This is a genomic window from Bradyrhizobium ottawaense (genome assembly GCF_900099825.1).
Lineage (GTDB): Bacteria > Pseudomonadota > Alphaproteobacteria > Rhizobiales > Xanthobacteraceae > Bradyrhizobium > Bradyrhizobium ottawaense_A.
Genome location: NZ_LT629693.1, coordinates 5,846,105 through 5,861,662 on the forward strand (window position 1 = coordinate 5,846,105; position 15,558 = coordinate 5,861,662).

16 protein-coding genes and 1 pseudogene are annotated in these 15,558 nt (G+C 57.1%); 11 read left to right on the forward strand and 6 right to left on the reverse strand.

Translation table 11 applies throughout. The annotated features are described in order from the left end of the window. Nucleotides 1-892: 892 nt before the first annotated feature. A complete protein-coding gene (gene rpoH / locus BLR13_RS27300) occupies nt 893-1,819 on the reverse strand; it encodes an RNA polymerase sigma factor RpoH (RefSeq protein WP_074831044.1) in 927 nt (308 codons plus the stop codon). A 150-nt stretch (nt 1,820-1,969) separates the two neighbouring features. Further along, nucleotides 1,970-2,416, reverse strand: a complete 447-nt coding sequence (locus tag BLR13_RS27305; protein ID WP_074817575.1) for an Hsp20 family protein — start codon at nt 2,414-2,416, stop codon at nt 1,970-1,972. A gap of 372 nt (nt 2,417-2,788) precedes the next feature. On the opposite strand from BLR13_RS27305, the gene BLR13_RS27310 reads away from it, so the two are divergent. The 4 genes from BLR13_RS27310 (at nt 2,789) to BLR13_RS27325 (ending at nt 4,362) form a co-directional block, all read left to right on the forward strand. Beyond that, nucleotides 2,789-3,118 carry a hypothetical protein gene (locus BLR13_RS27310; RefSeq protein ID WP_074817574.1) on the forward strand — a complete coding sequence of 110 codons (330 nt, stop codon included), beginning with the start codon at nt 2,789-2,791 and terminating at the stop codon, nt 3,116-3,118. Nucleotides 3,119-3,537: 419 nt separating this feature from the next. Beyond that, nucleotides 3,538-3,729 (forward strand): hypothetical protein, encoded by a 192-nt coding sequence (locus BLR13_RS27315; RefSeq protein WP_079585803.1) that lies wholly within the window; start codon nt 3,538-3,540, stop codon nt 3,727-3,729. 127 nt (nt 3,730-3,856) lie between these two features. After that, entirely contained in the window at nt 3,857-4,051 is a 195-nt protein-coding gene (locus BLR13_RS27320; protein WP_074817571.1) for a hypothetical protein, read from the forward strand. Between the two features lie 110 nt (nt 4,052-4,161). Next, nucleotides 4,162-4,362 carry a CsbD family protein gene (locus BLR13_RS27325; protein ID WP_074817569.1) on the forward strand — a complete coding sequence of 67 codons (201 nt, stop codon included), beginning with the start codon at nt 4,162-4,164 and terminating at the stop codon, nt 4,360-4,362. 390 nt (nt 4,363-4,752) lie between these two features. On the opposite strand, the pseudogene BLR13_RS27330 reads toward BLR13_RS27325, so the two are convergent. The 3 genes and pseudogenes from BLR13_RS27330 to BLR13_RS27340 form a co-directional block, all read right to left on the reverse strand. Beyond that, nucleotides 4,753-5,931 (reverse strand): annotated as a pseudogene (locus tag BLR13_RS27330) (IS3 family transposase). A gap of 405 nt (nt 5,932-6,336) precedes the next feature. Further along, nucleotides 6,337-6,708, reverse strand: a complete 372-nt coding sequence (locus tag BLR13_RS27335) for a hypothetical protein (RefSeq protein ID WP_074831043.1) — start codon at nt 6,706-6,708, stop codon at nt 6,337-6,339. A 69-nt stretch (nt 6,709-6,777) separates the two neighbouring features. Continuing rightward, complete coding sequence (locus BLR13_RS27340; RefSeq protein ID WP_074817563.1) at nt 6,778-6,999, reverse strand: hypothetical protein; 222 nt, start codon at nt 6,997-6,999, stop codon at nt 6,778-6,780. A 454-nt stretch (nt 7,000-7,453) separates the two neighbouring features. Between BLR13_RS27340 and BLR13_RS27345 the strand changes: the two genes are divergently transcribed. From BLR13_RS27345 to BLR13_RS27375, 6 genes are all read left to right on the forward strand, one after another. Beyond that, nucleotides 7,454-7,747, forward strand: a complete 294-nt coding sequence (locus BLR13_RS27345; protein WP_074817561.1) for a hypothetical protein — start codon at nt 7,454-7,456, stop codon at nt 7,745-7,747. A 2-nt stretch (nt 7,748-7,749) separates the two neighbouring features. Further along, the gene (locus BLR13_RS27350; protein WP_074817558.1) at nt 7,750-8,019 is read left to right on the forward strand and encodes a hypothetical protein; all 270 of its coding nucleotides are present in this window, start codon (nt 7,750-7,752) and stop codon (nt 8,017-8,019) included. 1,090 nt (nt 8,020-9,109) lie between these two features. After that, on the forward strand, nt 9,110-9,472 hold the full coding sequence (locus BLR13_RS27360) for a hypothetical protein (RefSeq protein WP_074817556.1): 363 nt from the start codon (nt 9,110-9,112) through the stop codon (nt 9,470-9,472). Nucleotides 9,473-9,626: 154 nt separating this feature from the next. Beyond that, nucleotides 9,627-10,067, forward strand: a complete 441-nt coding sequence (locus BLR13_RS27365; protein WP_244525279.1) for a hypothetical protein — start codon at nt 9,627-9,629, stop codon at nt 10,065-10,067. Between the two features lie 115 nt (nt 10,068-10,182). Beyond that, complete coding sequence (locus BLR13_RS27370) at nt 10,183-10,866, forward strand: extensin-like domain-containing protein (protein ID WP_083387575.1); 684 nt, start codon at nt 10,183-10,185, stop codon at nt 10,864-10,866. A 63-nt stretch (nt 10,867-10,929) separates the two neighbouring features. Then, nucleotides 10,930-11,925 (forward strand): L,D-transpeptidase family protein, encoded by a 996-nt coding sequence (locus BLR13_RS27375; protein ID WP_074831041.1) that lies wholly within the window; start codon nt 10,930-10,932, stop codon nt 11,923-11,925. Nucleotides 11,926-12,308: 383 nt separating this feature from the next. On the opposite strand, the gene BLR13_RS42440 is transcribed toward BLR13_RS27375, so the two are convergent. Further along, nucleotides 12,309-12,656, reverse strand: a complete 348-nt coding sequence (locus tag BLR13_RS42440; RefSeq protein WP_349517516.1) for a glycosyltransferase — start codon at nt 12,654-12,656, stop codon at nt 12,309-12,311. A 1,458-nt stretch (nt 12,657-14,114) separates the two neighbouring features. Between BLR13_RS42440 and BLR13_RS27385 the strand changes: the two genes are divergently transcribed. Next, a complete protein-coding gene (locus BLR13_RS27385) occupies nt 14,115-15,290 on the forward strand; it encodes an IS110 family transposase (protein WP_074817538.1) in 1,176 nt (391 codons plus the stop codon). Nucleotides 15,291-15,558: the final 268 nt, after the last annotated feature.

Below are 15,558 nucleotides of genomic sequence, written 5' to 3' on the forward strand. Positions count from 1 at the left end.
AATTCTCGCGAAAGGCGATCAACCTCCGGCCAGGCACGCGAAGCCAAACTACCGCGTGTCTGGCTTTTCCACGCTCTCATTTTAGGCAATATTTCACGCATATTGGTGAGGCCGGCCGGTACTGCGAATGTTGACAAGCTTCCGTGTCAAGACAAGCAAAGGTGCGGCGCCACCGCCGATACCAGCGGTGGTGCCGCCTCTGCGTTCGCTTGCGACTTCTTGTTATCTGGTTGCCGTCCTGCTTAGATTTGATTCGGCATTCCAGAAACCATTGTGGGCAGACGCCGAGTGTTTCGGAACCGCCAAAGCGTTGAAGTTGGGTAGCCACAAGGTGTCAATTCCGGGTCCCTTCGACTCCGATCCAAAGTTCATCCACGGCATCGTATCGAGATAGGGAATGGGCGGGAGCGGTAGCTTTTCCGGAAACTTTGACGCAGCTTGTCGCGCGCGGTCATTGTTCAACGCACTCTCGCTCGCTTGACCGACTTGCGGAGCCACGAGGGCGCCCGCCAGCAAAAGTGCCAACAGTCTTTCCATCATGTTATCCTCCGTAAAAGGTTGCCGTCGGGCTCGTCCCTGTGGTCGCGGACATTCCCCAACGCTGGTCGCCGAACGCTCAATCAAAAGAAAGGTTCCCCTCCGAGAATTGCAGTCTTGATCGAGGCTCCTCCGGTCGTGCTGCGTCGGCAACTTCACCTTTGCCAAGAAAAGTCGGCGGTGGCGATGCCGGCTGCATCCGCTGTCAACGACGGCAAAGCCACACGACCTGTCTCGAACATCGCGGCCTGCAAGGCGACAAGAACTACTCCAGTCGCTGCGACTGTGTTTGCGATCACGAGAAGAACGACCGACGGAGTAAGCATGGCGATCAGTTCGGTGATCTTTTTCGGGCCTAGGGTCGCGCCTCCCGCTGCTTCATTTCCTTCGCCCGGGAGGAGGGCGGGCCGTCGGCCTCCCGCCGATTCGTCAGCATCGCAGCCTTCACCTTTTGAAACGCTCGCTGCTCGATCTGGCGGACCCGTTCGCGGGACACTCCATGTTCCGCGGCAAGTTCTTCAAGGGTCGCCGACTCCTCGTTCAGCCAGCGCGCGGTGAAGATATTACGCTCGCGAGGGTTGAGTGTAGCGAGGGCGTTAGCGAGGGCCTGACGGCGATGTTTGGCCTCCTGCTCCTCGGCCAAAGTGATTTCACTGGTCGGCGCGGGATCGACAAGCCAGTCCAACGTTTGTCCGGTTTCATCCTCGTCGTGGACAGGCAGATTTAGAGAAACATCTCCACGCAGGCGCCGGTCCATGGTGACAACGTCTCGCTCAGCCACCTCGAGACGCTCCGCAATCAGCCTGACCTGCTCCGGACGGAGGTCGCCGTCCTGCAGCGCCGAGATCGCGCTTTTGGCCCGCCGCAGTTTGAAGAAAAGCTTCTTCTGGCCGGCGCTGGCGGCGATCTTGACCAGCGACCAGGACCGCAGGATGTACTCCTGGATGGTGGCCCTGATCCACCACATCGCATAGGTGGCAAGGCGGACGCCCCGGTCCGGATCAAACCGCTTCACGGCCTGCATCAGGCCGATATTGCCTTCGGAGACGATTTCCGCGATCGGAAGGCCGTAGCCGCGATAGCGCATCGCTATCTTGGCAACGAGTCTCAGATGGCTGGTGACCAACTGGTATGCGGCGTCGCGATCCCGATGCTCGCGCCAACGTCTTGCGCAGGCGAGTTCTTGCTCGGGCTTGAGCAAGGGAAACTTGCGTATCTCGACGAGATATTTCGACAGCCCGGCATCGACAGACGGAGCAGGTAGAGCGGCAATGTTAAACATCTTGTATACCCCCATTTGAGCTAAGGAATTGGACCGTTTCAATTGACCTCATTTGACCGGCTCTTCTCGCTTGACCGAAGGGCGCGCCCGTGGGCACGCCAGCACAGCTGCAGCGGCCAGGGGCTGCGGCGTCGGTCGAACAACCAGCCTTCAGGCCGCTTCGCGCTCGATCTGCTGGACGTCGGATGCAGTCAGAGTGTCGATCGGGAGCCGGCGAGGCTTCGTGGCGGTCGGAATCTCTCGAACCAACTCGACCTGCAGCAGGCCGTTGTCAAACCGTGCTCCCTCGACCCGGACGTCGGCGGCCAGTGCGAACTGCCGCTTGAACGGCCGCGACGAGATCCCTTGATAGAGGAATTTCCGCTGTCCATTATCGGACTTGCGACCTTCGACGGTGAGCTTGTTCTGCTCGGCTGTTATCGCGATATCGTCAGGGGAGAAACCGGCCAGCGCCAGCGAAATCCGATACCGGTCGCCGGACAGGCGTTCTACGTTGCAGGGTGGTTCGCCGTGCCGGGCCCCGTCGGCCAGGTCTAAAAAGCGGTCGAATCCAATAGTTGACCGCCGCCACAAGGGGCTGATGTTGTAAGTCCTCATAGCCAAATCCTCCAAGGAGCAAGATGGGTACGAGCAGGCGTCGGACACCTCCGGCGCCCGTCTCCGCCGGGCCCCGAGGGCGCCCGGTCCGCTTATCGCGGCAAGCAAAAAACTAGCAAATCGCCTTTTGGTTTCAAGTAGGAAACCGGGAATTTTGACCGAGGACTAACCCATGGTTACCGAGCCCCGGCGCTACGACTAAGGTATTGCTTGGTTGGTCGCCGCGCAGCCACCTGGTGGTTATTACGGTGGGCTGGCTTGCTGGATTCGCCAACCTTCGCCCGAAGGCTGTTCAGCCATGGTCTTGAAAATCTCTGCCGTTTTTCTAAGTGGATTCTTGTCCTCGAAACGAAAGGAGTTGGGAGGAAGGACATGACGGATCTGAACCGACATTTCGACGAGAATGTCTATGACCTGAACGCCATTTTGCATCCCGGTTCGGTCTTCGACCATCCTCGGGATGTCCTGGCTGACGCGACGCTTTCGAGAGCCGAGAAACGGGCGATCCTTGCATCCTGGGCGTCCGATGCTGCCGCGGTGACTTCGTGCCCGAGCCTGCGGGCGATACCCGGGACAAAGAACGTCGTGTCGATCGACGATATCCTGGAAGCGCTTTCCAGTCTGGATCACTCGCCGCGAACGCCACCCGGCGGCAAGCCGGCAAGGCTGAAGTCGACCGACCGGGTTGCGATGGCAGCTTGATCGACAGTCAGGAGGAAAGGAGGTGAGCAATGCTATCTAAACGCCCCGAGATTGGAAGGCTGTTCGGGATGACGGGTTACCTTCTAAGCATGATCTTCATCCTGAGCCTCCTTATCGGGGGTGCACCCGCGCATCTGCAGTAGACTTTATGACGGCCGTCCGTTGGTAGGACGGCGGACACGGTGCCAGCCCCATGGGCGATCGCGACGTCGCGCGCGGCTCGGCGGCAGACGCATAAAATGCAAAGCATTGCCTGTCGCGCAGCCTTCAGTGGTGTCAAAGACCCCGGAACAAAACGTTGCTGGCGACGTTTTGGTGCCGCGCAGCCGTCGCCCGCCGTTCACAACGGCGCCTGTCGCGGATAGCCAAAGGTCTTCGGACCCGCTGTTATTCACCACTAGCGCACGCGCGGATAGCCAATGGCGATGGCTGCTTCGTCTATGATTCAAATTGCGATGGATGACCCCTACTACGACCTGATTTTAGCAATGTTGGCATTGGCGGTCACTGCCGTCATGCTGGTGGCGGGCGAACTTTACCTCGTGACAAGGCCCGAGCCGCCGGAGACTCTCACGCCGCCAGCCTCGATAGTAACATCATCCATCCGGTAACTTGGTTGACTGCGTGCAACGGCGGAAACGTTACGGCCGACTTTTCGCAGAAATCTAACGCCCCGTGCCGGCGGGGCGTTCTGAGAGCTACGATAGATGAGACAATCCTGACCCGACGAGGCGAGCAATGACCGACTCGGCTAAGAAAGACTTGGTGAACGCGCTAGCGGCGCTGGTCAAGGAGCGCAGGCTGTGCGCCCAGCTTCTTTCCAAACCCTATGAGCGTGGCACTTATGAAGCCACAATGGCGCGGTTTGTGGAATTCCAAACGGCGATAGAAGCCGTAGAGCGCGCCCTTGTATCGGAAGCTGACTATCCTTGACGCGAGCGCTACACGATCGGCAGAAACTGACGCGATATATAAAACAGCTGGAACACCGTTACCCCGGGGCGCGTTAGGTTATGCCGGATTTAACAACAGGAGAGTCAACCATGGACTGGAACCGAGTTGAGGGAAATTGGAAAGAGGTGAAGGGTAAGGTCAAAGAGAAGTGGGGCAAACTCACTGACGATGACCTCACTGCGATCAACGGACAACGCGAGCAGCTAGAAGGAAGGCTGCAACAGCGCTATGGATATGCGAAAGATCAGGCTCGCAAAGATGTCGACACCTGGTTTTCAACATTGAAGTAACGGCGGTTCCGAAGTACGCGACCCCTTACTTCGTCCAGATGCGCCATGCCTTCAAACGGAACTGGGCTTCGAGAGCGGGGAAGGACTTTGCCAGCAGTTTCCGCTCGGCGGAGTCGACCTTTCTCGCAACATGCGAGAAGGATCGTGGTACCGGGGGATGGAACGTTAGGCGAAGACCCAAAGCTCCTCTCATTAGAGGTCTTGGAGTGTCATGCATGTCACAAGAGGCGGGGACCTCGGCGTGCAACGTTGGTGGCATGGGACACATCCGCAACGCCTCCCGCAGCGGAAAGTGTCAGCGGACGTCATGGTGACACGTGGTGGAGCTACCATCTGGCATGGCGCCCCTGAAACGCAGGAGGTGATCTTCCCCCGAAAAAATGGACAGGGTTAAGCTGTTTTTAGCTCCATCTCGATCGGGCTGAGATAGCCGATGGCGGAGTGACGACGCGTTCGATTGTAGAAGCCTTCGACATAGGCAAAGATATCACGTGTGGCTTCTTCCCGTGTTGCATAATGCCGGTGATGGACGAGCTCGGTCTTGAGGGTGTGGAAGAAGCTTTCCATCGGGGCATTGTCATAGCAGTTGGCCTTGCGGCTCATTGAGGCCCGCAAGCCGGCAGACTGCATCATTTTGCGATACTCCGCCGACGCATATTGAACGCCCCGATCGGAATGGTGGATCAGGCCGGCACCAGGCCGCTGTGCCACAATGGCCATCCGCAGAGCCGCCAATGGCAGGTCGGCGCGCAAATGATCCGCCATCGCCCAGCCGACGATCTTGCGGCTGTACAGGTCCATGACGGTGGCCAGATAGAGCCAGCCCTGATCAGTCTCGACGTAGGTGATATCGGCGAGCCAGATCCCGGTTCGGCGCGGCGGCGGTGAAGTTCCGCTCGAGCAGATTCGGGGCGATCGGGAAGTCGTGACGGCTGTCGGTGGTGCGCATCCGCCGCGGCCGCGCCATGATGGCCCTGATCCCGTAACGGCGCATCAGTCGCTCGATGCGACCGCGGCTCGCCCCGCGGCCCTGGGCCCTCAGCTCGGCATGGATGCGCGGGCTGCCATAGCGTCCGCAGGCCTCGCGGTGGACCCGTTCGATGTCGTCGACGAGCGCACGATTGGCGGCGGATCGCCGGCTCTCCGGGCGGGCGCGCCAGGCATAGTAGCCGGCTGGCGAGACACCGAGCACGTCGCACATCAGTGACACCGGGTAGTCAGCGCGGCGATCTTCGATGAAACGGAATCTCATGTCCGCGTCCCAGCAAAGATCGCGATCGACTTTTTTAAAATGTCGCGCTCCATGCGCAGCCGTTCGTTCTCTCGCTGCAAGCGAGCGATCTCCGCCGCGTGGTCCGCCGACGGCACCGTCGCCTGCGTTGTGGGGCGCCGCGCCGTTGCCGTCGGCTCCCGCCCAGCCCCACGTTGCTCCACCCAGCGCCGCAATACGGAATCGCGCAGGCCAAGTTCCTTGGCCACCGATCCGATCGAGCGACCGCTCGAAGTCACCAGATCGACTGCTTGTCGCTTGTAATCGTCAGTAAACGACCGACGTTGACGTGCTTCCATCCGACACCTCCTGGCTCCTCGAGCCTACTACAGGTGTCCATCAATTCGGAGGAGGTTCAAGGCCTTAGAGAGTTATGTCGTAAGGCTTTGGCGTAGATGGATTTTCCAAACTTGCGATTGCCTGAAACGCCTCGTTTCGGCGTGTCCGAGCGAAGGTGAGCGCTCTGCTGCCATACCTTCAGCTTCGCTTAGAGGCGCGGTCGCATCGGGGATCTTTCTCCGACTTGAGAGAACCTCGATAGCGGCCGGAAGCGACGACACGCTGACCCTTGTCGAGGCCTGTTGGTGATTCACCGCGGTCTTAGAAACTTCCTGATGATCCCTGATCTCGATGAAACAGGCTACGTTGTACCTCCTCCCGGCCGCCATGGTCAGCGCCTGGGATTCTCGCGCGCCGCCGAACGTCTAATTTTCCCGGGCAGAAGAATACACGCCAAACCTTCGGGCAACTTCTAGCGCTGCGCCTTCGTTAGTCTCCAAAGCGACCTTTTGAGCCAGCATAACGTCGCCAGCAACCAGATCGCCCGAGGGGACAAAACACCAGCCCGCTGCCGGCTTGCCGGTGCCGTCGATCTCGTAGACGTTCGTTGCCGTGCCTTGGCGGATGCGGTACCGCTTCCCGGTATGACAGCCAATGACATCAAAGCATGTTGATGCATCAAACTGCGCCCTTTGCTCAGGAGACAGCCACTCGCGGAGCAGTGTTATACCCCGGGCATCTTTGGCTGCCTGGATAGCCTTGCGCCGCTCGCGCCAACCACCAACTTTCCGCACCATCTCAGCAACCCAACGCCAAGGGTGGTGCGCCGCAAAAGTGAGCCATTGCGCAATCATGGCCGCCAACGTTCAGCCGCCAACAAGTCGCGGAAAGAAAAGGGTTTCCTCAGCCATCGGATCGAACGATCGAGTAATGGCCACTTTACCCGAGCCTTCACGGATGGCCGCGGTGAAACCTGCAGCGGTTAGGGATTTGAAGCGCTCTTCGGCTCTAGAAAGCGCTTCGAGGTCATCGGCATCGAATCGATGCCGGGTGTCGCCGGTGTGGTCCATGACGATCTGGATTGGCATGCTCAACCTCCATGATTCCAGTCCCTAAACATCATAAGCGTTACGGAACCGAAACGTTGCGCGGCGAACGGTGTTTGATTTCGTGTTTTTGACGAAGCATAAAGTGATGCGATTTAGCGACCGTCCAGTGTTCAGTTTTAAGGCGGGGTCGCGGAGCGATCGGATGTTGCCGTCATCTGACAATCGCTCTGAGGCAGAGCAAGTCGGGCCTCCTCGATCGCGCGCCGCCAAACGTCTTTGGGACTGAAACGACGTTTTGCGGGTGTTCTCACTCCGCGCTAGCGGCCACAGGAAAGAACAGGAAGCGCCGCCGCTGCCTGTCATAAGTTCATGCGAGAGCGCGGATGTACCTTCCGCTGTCACTTAAGGCTCGGGAGTGGTCCAGACCCTGTATGTCGGAACAATTCGTTCCGGCTCGGCTTGACTCTTCGCTGTGTAGCTTGGAGTTGCTTCGATGCGTAGGTCCAATTGGGCCCCGTGGATCGTGCCGAATGGTGACGACCAGACGGTCTATCTGATCGCCGTCGATTTCGGTAATATCGGCCGCGTTTGGCGCGAGAGCGACTATGAGACTACCGATTTCGAAACAGTCATCCAGGACGTGCCGACCGGCCATTACAGTAACCTAATCCGCATAGACGTCGCGCACGAGCCGTGCCGGTGCTGCGACCTCCTGCAGGTTCTTACCAATCACTTCGAAGAGCGCTACCGCGACTTGCAATTGCCGCTGCCAATAACCCTGGTCTGATCATGGCTGCTTTGGAAAAACCCCCGGCGATCGAGAACAAACTAGTCCGGCGCGATCAATTCAATATCACTCCGCAAGGCATCATTCACAAGCCTACTGACGCAGCCTTCACGCCAAATCCGGGCGACGCCTTTTCGGGAATTGAACGGTTGGGTCAACTGGGCAGCAAAGGTCCCAACGGGAGCGGCTTTGGCGCCGAAGACGTACTCAAGATGATGCGCCAGCTTTGGGCTGAATACGTCGCGAGCAACCCGCAATTGTTTAACCTATGAGACTCGTGCCGTTCCGAGCATCGCCACCATAAGAAAAAAACAGAGTGGGCAGAGGACACGGTCCGCAATTGGGGTCCGACGAGTTGAGGCCGCTTGATTATCTCCAGTGTCCGCCATTTCGCCATTTCGAAACGACAGCCACTGTTTCGGCGATGGTCGCAGCCGGGTATTTCTGAGCGAGCATCTTCAGCTTTGAGATGTTGTCACCAGACCAGCGGCGAATGGATCCTGTCAGACTGATCCCTCCTGAAAATCTATTTGACGGCGTGATCGAAGAGAAATTTTTAGCTGGTGAGCCTTAAAAACGACCCCGCCGACAGTTCTGTCGACCAACTCCGCAATCTTGGGCGCCGGGTGCAGCCGCGCCATGCGTTTCAGGTCTTCGATCTCCTGATCGGTCCAACGTCGGCCCACATTCCCTCCTTTCGAATGATTTTGAGTCCAAAGTCGGGAAAAAGCGGAAAGTTCCAAAAAAGATGGCGGTTTGGAACTTTGTATTTGGCTGGGCGTATACCGTTCCGTGACAGCTAGAGGGGAGTTCGGAATGACCAGGAAAAGAAGATTTGGTCAGGCATTAGATGCAAGCCCTGTGAAGGCGTTGGTTGTCCCTCAGGGTTCGCAGCCGCTGCAGAAACAGATAGAGGCCCTGAGGAATGATTGTCAGCTGCGTAACGCAGATGACTCTTACCATCAGCTGTTTTTATCTGAAATTGAGCGCGTCCCGACAGGAAATGCCCGAGACTGACTTCAATGCGTCTATCTCTGGAAAAGAGGTGGTCGTGACTCACAGAAGTCAGGGCCACGTCTACAGATTTCCAGTATTGGCTAACGGCACTGTGTCTCTTCACGGTTCGCGCATCGAGCCCAATCCGAATGCAAGCCGTGAAGCAGGTCGTTTTGTTTTTGACGCTCACTTAGCAGCACGCATCGCGTTGGAACAAGTCAACCACACGTAGTGGATGCCGAGTTGATGCCACCTGAACCATTGTTCATCAACATTAATTCAGTCTTTCAAAGTCGACCCTGAGCAACAATTCGGCTCGAGCAACGTCATGCTTTGGACGACGATCATCGAATAGGAGGTCAAAAGATGTTGCGTAAAACCATGATTGCATTGGTTGCGGTCGCTTCCCTTGCGATTCTCGCGCCAACTGGTGCCTCCGCTCGAGGCGGCTTTGGTGGCGGATTTCACGGGGGTGGATTTCACGGAGGATTCGGCGGAGGCGGCTGGCGCGGTGGCGGCTGGCGTGGTCCTGCGTTCGGCGCGCTCGGTCTAGGCGTGGAATTAGGGCTCGCTGGGGCTTATGCTGGCTATGGCTACCCTTATGGGTACGGCTATGGCTATCCCGCAAGCTACGCCTACTACGGCGATGAGGGTTGTTATCTTGTTCGACGGCGGATTTGGACCAGCTACGGCTGGCGCTTGCAGCTCGTCCGCGTTTGCAACTACTAACCCAGTCTAGGTTCAAGGCGGCTCCTGAGTCGCCTTGAAAACTCCGATCCGCGAATCGACGAATTCAGAAGTGTCCCGAAGGCTTGCCGAAGCACTCATTTCTCGCATTATCACAAGAGGAACAATGGCCGTTTGCAGGTTGTGTTTTTCATTTATGTTAGCTGCCTCATCAACCGTGGTGGTGGCACAGCCAGTGGACTGGCAGCGTTACAAGGTGCCGGAAAGCGGCGCGGTTGTGGACATTCCAACCTCGATCTTCTCGAAAGACGCTGGCAAACCTGAAAGTGGATATGGCCGACGCTTTCGAACATCGGACAATAGCGCAATCCTGACTGTTCAAACGGTAACCAATGATGAGGGCGATTCGCCTGCAGTCTTTTTGGCGAAGAAAAATCCGCCACAGAATGTCGTCTATAGGAAGGTCACTCACCGTTTCTTTGCGATTTCCAGCTTCCACGATGACAAGATCTGGTACAATCGCTGCAATTTTGTAGCTCGTCTCGCGACCTGCGTATTGATCTCCTATCCCGCATCAGAAAAGCGGCAATGGGACGGAATTGTAACCCGGATCAGCAATACGCTTGCGAGTGGATAAACAACGGGTGACGAGTTCAGCAATAGGAAGGAATCAGAATTACTCAATACCCAATTGTTTAGGCGCGTTTCCTTCTTTTGCAAAGCATTGGCCCGCGCTTCTCGCTGGAATTGCTATGGCTGTCCTAGTCATTCAGTCTTGTTCTGCGTTCGCCTCGAACAAAATACCGCTGCCAGAACCGCGTCCGATGGAGGCGCCCGCGAGCACGCCCCATGCGCCCGACAAGAAGACGCCCGAGACTTCTAATCTTTCGGCCTGCCAGATCTCACTTACCGAACACATTGCGATCGCTCCAGTTGTGCCGCCGATCCAAGAACCGGCGGGATGCGGCGGTGAGGATCTGGTCCGCCTCGAGTTCATCATTCTTCAAAACGGCGCACGGGTGCCCTTGAGGCCCGCTGCTATCGTGCGCTGTCCGCTTGCGAAAGCGGTCGCTGAATGGATTAGGGATGATGTGGCTGCACTGGTGGCGAACGACGTGCTCCGCGAGATCGACATCGCTGGATCCTATGAGTGCCGAGACAGGAACCGAGTTTCCGGCGAGAGATTGTCCGAACACGCGCGGGCGAATGCGATCGATGTAGTCGGAGTTAGTTTGCGCAGAGCGGGATCCATCTCGTTCACGGACAAGCTAGGTGCGCGGGATCTGAGGGAAAAAGCACGCATCTCGGCCTGCAGCCGATTCCCCACGGTCCTTGGGCCGGGATCAGACGGCTACCACGAAGACCACATCCATCTTGATCTGTTGGAGCGCAAGAGTGGTTACAGGATTTGCCAGTGGAACGTATTGGGTCCCTAACCACTAACATTGGGGAACTCGGCCGGCTCAAATCGCTTATCCAGTATCGGAGAATGCTCGATGATGGGTCGATGGCTCGGGACTATGCTGTGGCTTTGGCTGATGTCTCCAGCCCTGGCAGCCAGCCTTGATGCGGCTTCGATCAACAATGCTGAATACCGATCCAAGGCCTCGGCCGAAGATAAGATCGATGCTGCGATCGTAAAAGCCCAGGTTCTTCTCGACCGGGCCCAATTCTCCCCCGGTGAAATCGACGGCAAGCTCGGTGAGAACGCAGAAAAAGCGCTTAGAGCCTTTGCGGAAGCCAAAGGCCTTGCCTTCGACAAACCTTTTACGGAGGAAGTCTGGAAAAAGCTTGTAGAGGCAATCCCTGACCCGGCCATCATCGACTACAAGATCTCTGAAAGCGACGTAAAGGGCCCGTTCCTGGAAAAGCTTCCCGCAAAAATGGAAGACATGAAAGCCCTTAATGCGCTCAGCTATACTAGTCCCAGAGAGGCCATCGCCGAAAAGTTTCATATGAGCGAAGGGCTCCTGCAGGCACTTAATCCCGGCAAAAAATTCGACCGCGCTGCAGAAACCATCGCCGTCGCTAACGTCGGCAAAAAAGACAACAAATTAGGAATTGGACGCATCGAAATCGACAAAACCCGTCAAACCCTCAAAGTCTTTGCGACTTCCGGTGAATTGATTGCGTTTTTTCCGGCCACGGTCGGGAGCAAAGAGAAGCCAACTCCAAGCGGCATTCTTAAGGTCGTGTCTGCCGATGCCAACCCAAACTACCGCTACAATCCCGACTACCAATTCAAGGGCGTAAGATCCAAGGAGGCCTTCACGATCAAACCCGGTCCCAACAATCCGGTGGGATCATACTGGATTGGTCTCTCGGCAGAAGGCTACGGTATTCACGGCACTCCAAATCCGTCCAAGGTCAGCAAGTCTGAATCTCACGGTTGTGTCCGTCTTACAAATTGGGATGTTGGTTTATTGGGCCGGAATGTAAAAAAAGGCACGCCTGTAGAGTTTGTGGAAGAGCCAAAGGCTGGGGGAAAGAGTTGATCAAGTATTCAACCCCTTTTGTTGAGCAGCTTATCCAATGACCTTTGCCGTTTCTTCGCTTTATGGGGAGAGGGTCTCTCTTAAAGGCATACGGCCGCCTTCTATCGACAGGCCTTTCGAAAAAGAACGGCCCCAGCGGCGGGGCAGCGACTGGAGCCGTCTTTTCATCGTATGCGCTATGGGGGGTAACGCATCCGGCAGTTCAGAAGAAAGTAATTCGATAAGCAAACGTTCCAAGTCGCCGGCGGCAGTTGTGCCTCTGCCATGCTCTGCGGTCGTTGAACGTCGACACGAGCTGTGACGTACTCATGTCCCAAATGGCGGCGTTACGTAGCTGGACCCGTCTATTCGTGCTAATCGATCCTTTTTCCGTGATCGTATCGTCAACGTTCTGTAGTGACTGAGATAGTCTTCCGCCATCCGTCTAGAGGAAAACCGCTCTTCAAACTGAGTTCGTACGCGAGGACGATTGAGTTCACCGAGGCGTCCCAAAGCTTGGATGGCTTCCTGTTCGTCGGAAACAACGAAACCGTTATCCCGTCGTCGACGACTTCCGGTAAAGATCCCGATCTGAAAGCAATAACGGGTGTGCCACAAGCCATCGCCTCAATCATCACTAAACCAAAAGGTTCGGGCCAGTCGATCGGAAAAAGCAGAGCAGCGGCGTTAGCAAGAAATCCCTGCTTGGCGCGATCGTTTACCTCCCCGATGAGCCGAACCTGCTTTCCCATCAATTAGGGGCTCTTTATTTCTTTGAAGTAGGTCCTTTCGCCCCGTGGCACCTTGGCGGCAATATGCAGCGGCATGCCGACGGCCCTCGCGATGCGTATCGCGGACTCTGGTCCCTTCTCAGCCGTCAATCTGCCAAGGAAGGCCAGATAGCGGCCTGATTCGTAGACAGGTTGAAACAGTTCATGCGGCAGTCCGATAGCAGGTGCAGCCAATCGATGTGGGAGTGGATTAAGTCGAAATCTTTTGCCTTGTCGGCCACTTCCTCCAACAGAGCGGCGGCATCGGCGGCAGGTTGCCGACGTAGCGGTTAACCGAGCCAAGGACGACGGTATCCTCAAGATTGGTCGCACGCTTGGCATCGGCACCAGCGTCGTCTAGAGGGTCGTCCCAGAGACCACATGACCGTCCTTAAAAGCCGCAGGCTAAATTCGCCCATCTGGGGCGGACTTAGCTACGCCTAGCATCAACTGAGGACGCCATCTTGAGCCATTCCTCACCGAGCCGGTGCCACGCCTCCTTATCGATAGGACTGACCGCCTTGGCGGCCTCCTCTCGGCATTCCTCGGCCTGCTTGCGAAACCTGGCTGCATAATCGTCGGACATGGCAACCGGATAACGCACCAAGGCGTTGCCGAATTAAGAAAGAATCCTTTGAACCATTGGCCGAAGAAAAATCTTGGAATAGTCGGGTGCGCCCACCGCCGCGGCGCTAACTGATCCGGAACGGCCTCAGCCTTGCCCCCTTACGCTGGGGCCGTTTCTCTTGACAGGCGGACTCGCCCATGCGCCGGTGCCGATCGGCTGGCACCACAATGGCCCCGCAGGAAAAACCAAAAAAGGCCGCAGGCATTTTCGCGCTGCGACCTACCGGGCTCAAAATAATTTGGTTTTACAAAATGGTTGATCCGCCGTTCAGCCCCGGTCGTCAAAGACTGAGCCAAATTTTTATGAGCGGGGAGTCAAAACCGTGGTTCCAGCCCGAGGAACACGGCAGGTGTTGCAAAACTGCAGCGCACGAACACCACGAAGAACGGAAGAGGCCGCCATCTGAGGCGGGCTTACTGCTAAGTCGGGGGTTGCAAGCCGGGCGATGAAAGCCACTCGTTCATGTGGATGCGGTCTCTCGCTCTGATCTTTTTGAGGAGCCCGTCCATCTGTGGACCGGGCTTGAGCTTGGCGACTTGCGCTTCCAGCTTGGATTTCTCGGCTGCGATGTTTTCTTCAAATGTGTGAGGGGCGGATCGGCGACGCTGCATGACACCACCTCGGGCTTACCGGTCCTGACCGTAGGGTTAAGAGCACTGCCGATCCTAATATGCCGCGGCCCGGCGGTCGGTTCCGAAGTGAACATTCAAATTGGGCCACTGCAAAAATCAAATTAGATCCCATGGGGAGTGGATAGCGACCGGCACTCTGGCAGAGTGAGGTCGTGCAAAACACCCACTCTGGAGGCGACCATGCAAATTGCTGACCGATCCGAAGCGCCAACCGCTATCCGGACCGATCTTGGCGCTATTTTCGTGTCATTGGAACTGAGTCGATCGACCTGGCTAATTACGTCCCTGTCGCCGGGCAGCGGCGAGAAAATGTCAAAGCATTTGGTGCGCGGCGGCGATATCGCCGCGCTACTGGAGCGCTTTACTCAACTTCAGGAGAAAACTCAGGCGCGGATCGGAAAACGCTTTGAGATAATTGTCATCCAAGAAGCTGGGCTCGACGGCTTCTGGATTCACCGGGTACTCCAGAGCAAAGGGATTGATAGCCATATCGTTGATAGCCATATCGTCGATCCGGCCTCGATCGCGACATCGCGCCGACGCCGGCGGGCGAAGACCGACAGAATTGACGGCGAGGCGCTGGTTCGGGCACTACTGGCGTACAAGCGCGGCGAACCTCGGGTGTGCGCGATGGTCAAGGTGCCCACACCTGAGGAGGAAGACCGCCGCCGCCTCTACCGCGAGCGCAAGGTGCTGATCGCCGAACAGATTGAACACGTAAATCGCCTCAAAGGTCTACTGTTCTCGCAGGGAATATCCGGCTATGAGCCGCTGCGCCGAGATCGGTGGAGGCAGCTGGAAGAGCTCCAGACCGGGGATGGTCGCCTATTGCCGAAGCATCTGAAGGCGCAGATCTGCCGTGAACTCAATCGGCTGGAACTTCTGCTCGAGCAGATCAAGGCAGTTGAGGTCGAACGGGACGCGCTGCTTGCCGCAGAAGAAACCTCTGCGCCAGCACCGGCTGCGCTATTACTCAACATCAGGGGCATCGGGCCTGAGTTCGCCGCCGTCCTGTGGTCGGAAGGGTTGTTCCGACACTTCGACAACCGACGGCAGGTCGCCGCATACGCCGGCTTGGCGCCGACACCTTGGCAGAGTGGAGCAGTTGATCGAGAGCAAGGCGTGTCCAAATCCGGCAATCCACGTCTGCGAACAACACTGATCCAGCTCGCCTGGCTATGGGTACGCCATCAGCCGCGGTCAGCGCTCACCCTGTGGTTTGAGGCGCGAGTCAAACGCAATGGTGGCCGACTTAAGAAAACAACGATCGTAGCACTGGCGCGAAAGCTACTCGTCGCGCTCTGGAAATATGTGACCGCTGGTGTGCTTATTGAAGGCGCCGCGATGAAGGTCTGAGAAACATTGACTAAATTCCGTTATCTACCGGGACCTGATCAGTCCTGGCGGATCCAGGTGGACGAACCGATAGTGGCCATGGCCTGAAGCACCGAAAATTAGAATGGTGTCGTCTTCCTGAGCCCTTGCCCGCCGCAAGCGGGATATTGGTGCAGCCGTTGCGAACGGCGACCGAATGTGAGGTTGATCGTGCTCGTAAACGAGCCGCGTCATGCAGTCGAGCTCAGACCTTGGATACCGAAATAGTCTCAGGAGCCTTACTCATGTG

Bases quoted from the DNA above. Each gene is read 5' to 3' on its own strand.
- rpoH (WP_074831044.1), bottom strand. From the start codon at position 1,819: ATGTTTAACATTGCCGCTCTACCTGCTCCGTCTGTCGATGCCGGGCTG.
- BLR13_RS27305 (WP_074817575.1), bottom strand. From the start codon at position 2,416: ATGAGGACTTACAACATCAGCCCCTTGTGGCGGCGGTCAACTATTGGA.
- BLR13_RS27310 (WP_074817574.1), top strand. From the start codon at position 2,789: ATGACGGATCTGAACCGACATTTCGACGAGAATGTCTATGACCTGAAC.
- BLR13_RS27315 (WP_079585803.1), top strand. From the start codon at position 3,538: ATGGCGATGGCTGCTTCGTCTATGATTCAAATTGCGATGGATGACCCC.
- BLR13_RS27320 (WP_074817571.1), top strand. From the start codon at position 3,857: ATGACCGACTCGGCTAAGAAAGACTTGGTGAACGCGCTAGCGGCGCTG.
- BLR13_RS27325 (WP_074817569.1), top strand. From the start codon at position 4,162: ATGGACTGGAACCGAGTTGAGGGAAATTGGAAAGAGGTGAAGGGTAAG.
- BLR13_RS27335 (WP_074831043.1), bottom strand. From the start codon at position 6,708: ATGGTGCGGAAAGTTGGTGGTTGGCGCGAGCGGCGCAAGGCTATCCAG.
- BLR13_RS27340 (WP_074817563.1), bottom strand. From the start codon at position 6,999: ATGCCAATCCAGATCGTCATGGACCACACCGGCGACACCCGGCATCGA.
- BLR13_RS27345 (WP_074817561.1), top strand. From the start codon at position 7,454: ATGCGTAGGTCCAATTGGGCCCCGTGGATCGTGCCGAATGGTGACGAC.
- BLR13_RS27350 (WP_074817558.1), top strand. From the start codon at position 7,750: ATGGCTGCTTTGGAAAAACCCCCGGCGATCGAGAACAAACTAGTCCGG.
- BLR13_RS27360 (WP_074817556.1), top strand. From the start codon at position 9,110: ATGTTGCGTAAAACCATGATTGCATTGGTTGCGGTCGCTTCCCTTGCG.
- BLR13_RS27365 (WP_244525279.1), top strand. From the start codon at position 9,627: ATGTTAGCTGCCTCATCAACCGTGGTGGTGGCACAGCCAGTGGACTGG.
- BLR13_RS27370 (WP_083387575.1), top strand. From the start codon at position 10,183: ATGGCTGTCCTAGTCATTCAGTCTTGTTCTGCGTTCGCCTCGAACAAA.
- BLR13_RS27375 (WP_074831041.1), top strand. From the start codon at position 10,930: ATGGGTCGATGGCTCGGGACTATGCTGTGGCTTTGGCTGATGTCTCCA.
- BLR13_RS42440 (WP_349517516.1), bottom strand. From the start codon at position 12,656: ATGGGAAAGCAGGTTCGGCTCATCGGGGAGGTAAACGATCGCGCCAAG.
- BLR13_RS27385 (WP_074817538.1), top strand. From the start codon at position 14,115: ATGCAAATTGCTGACCGATCCGAAGCGCCAACCGCTATCCGGACCGAT.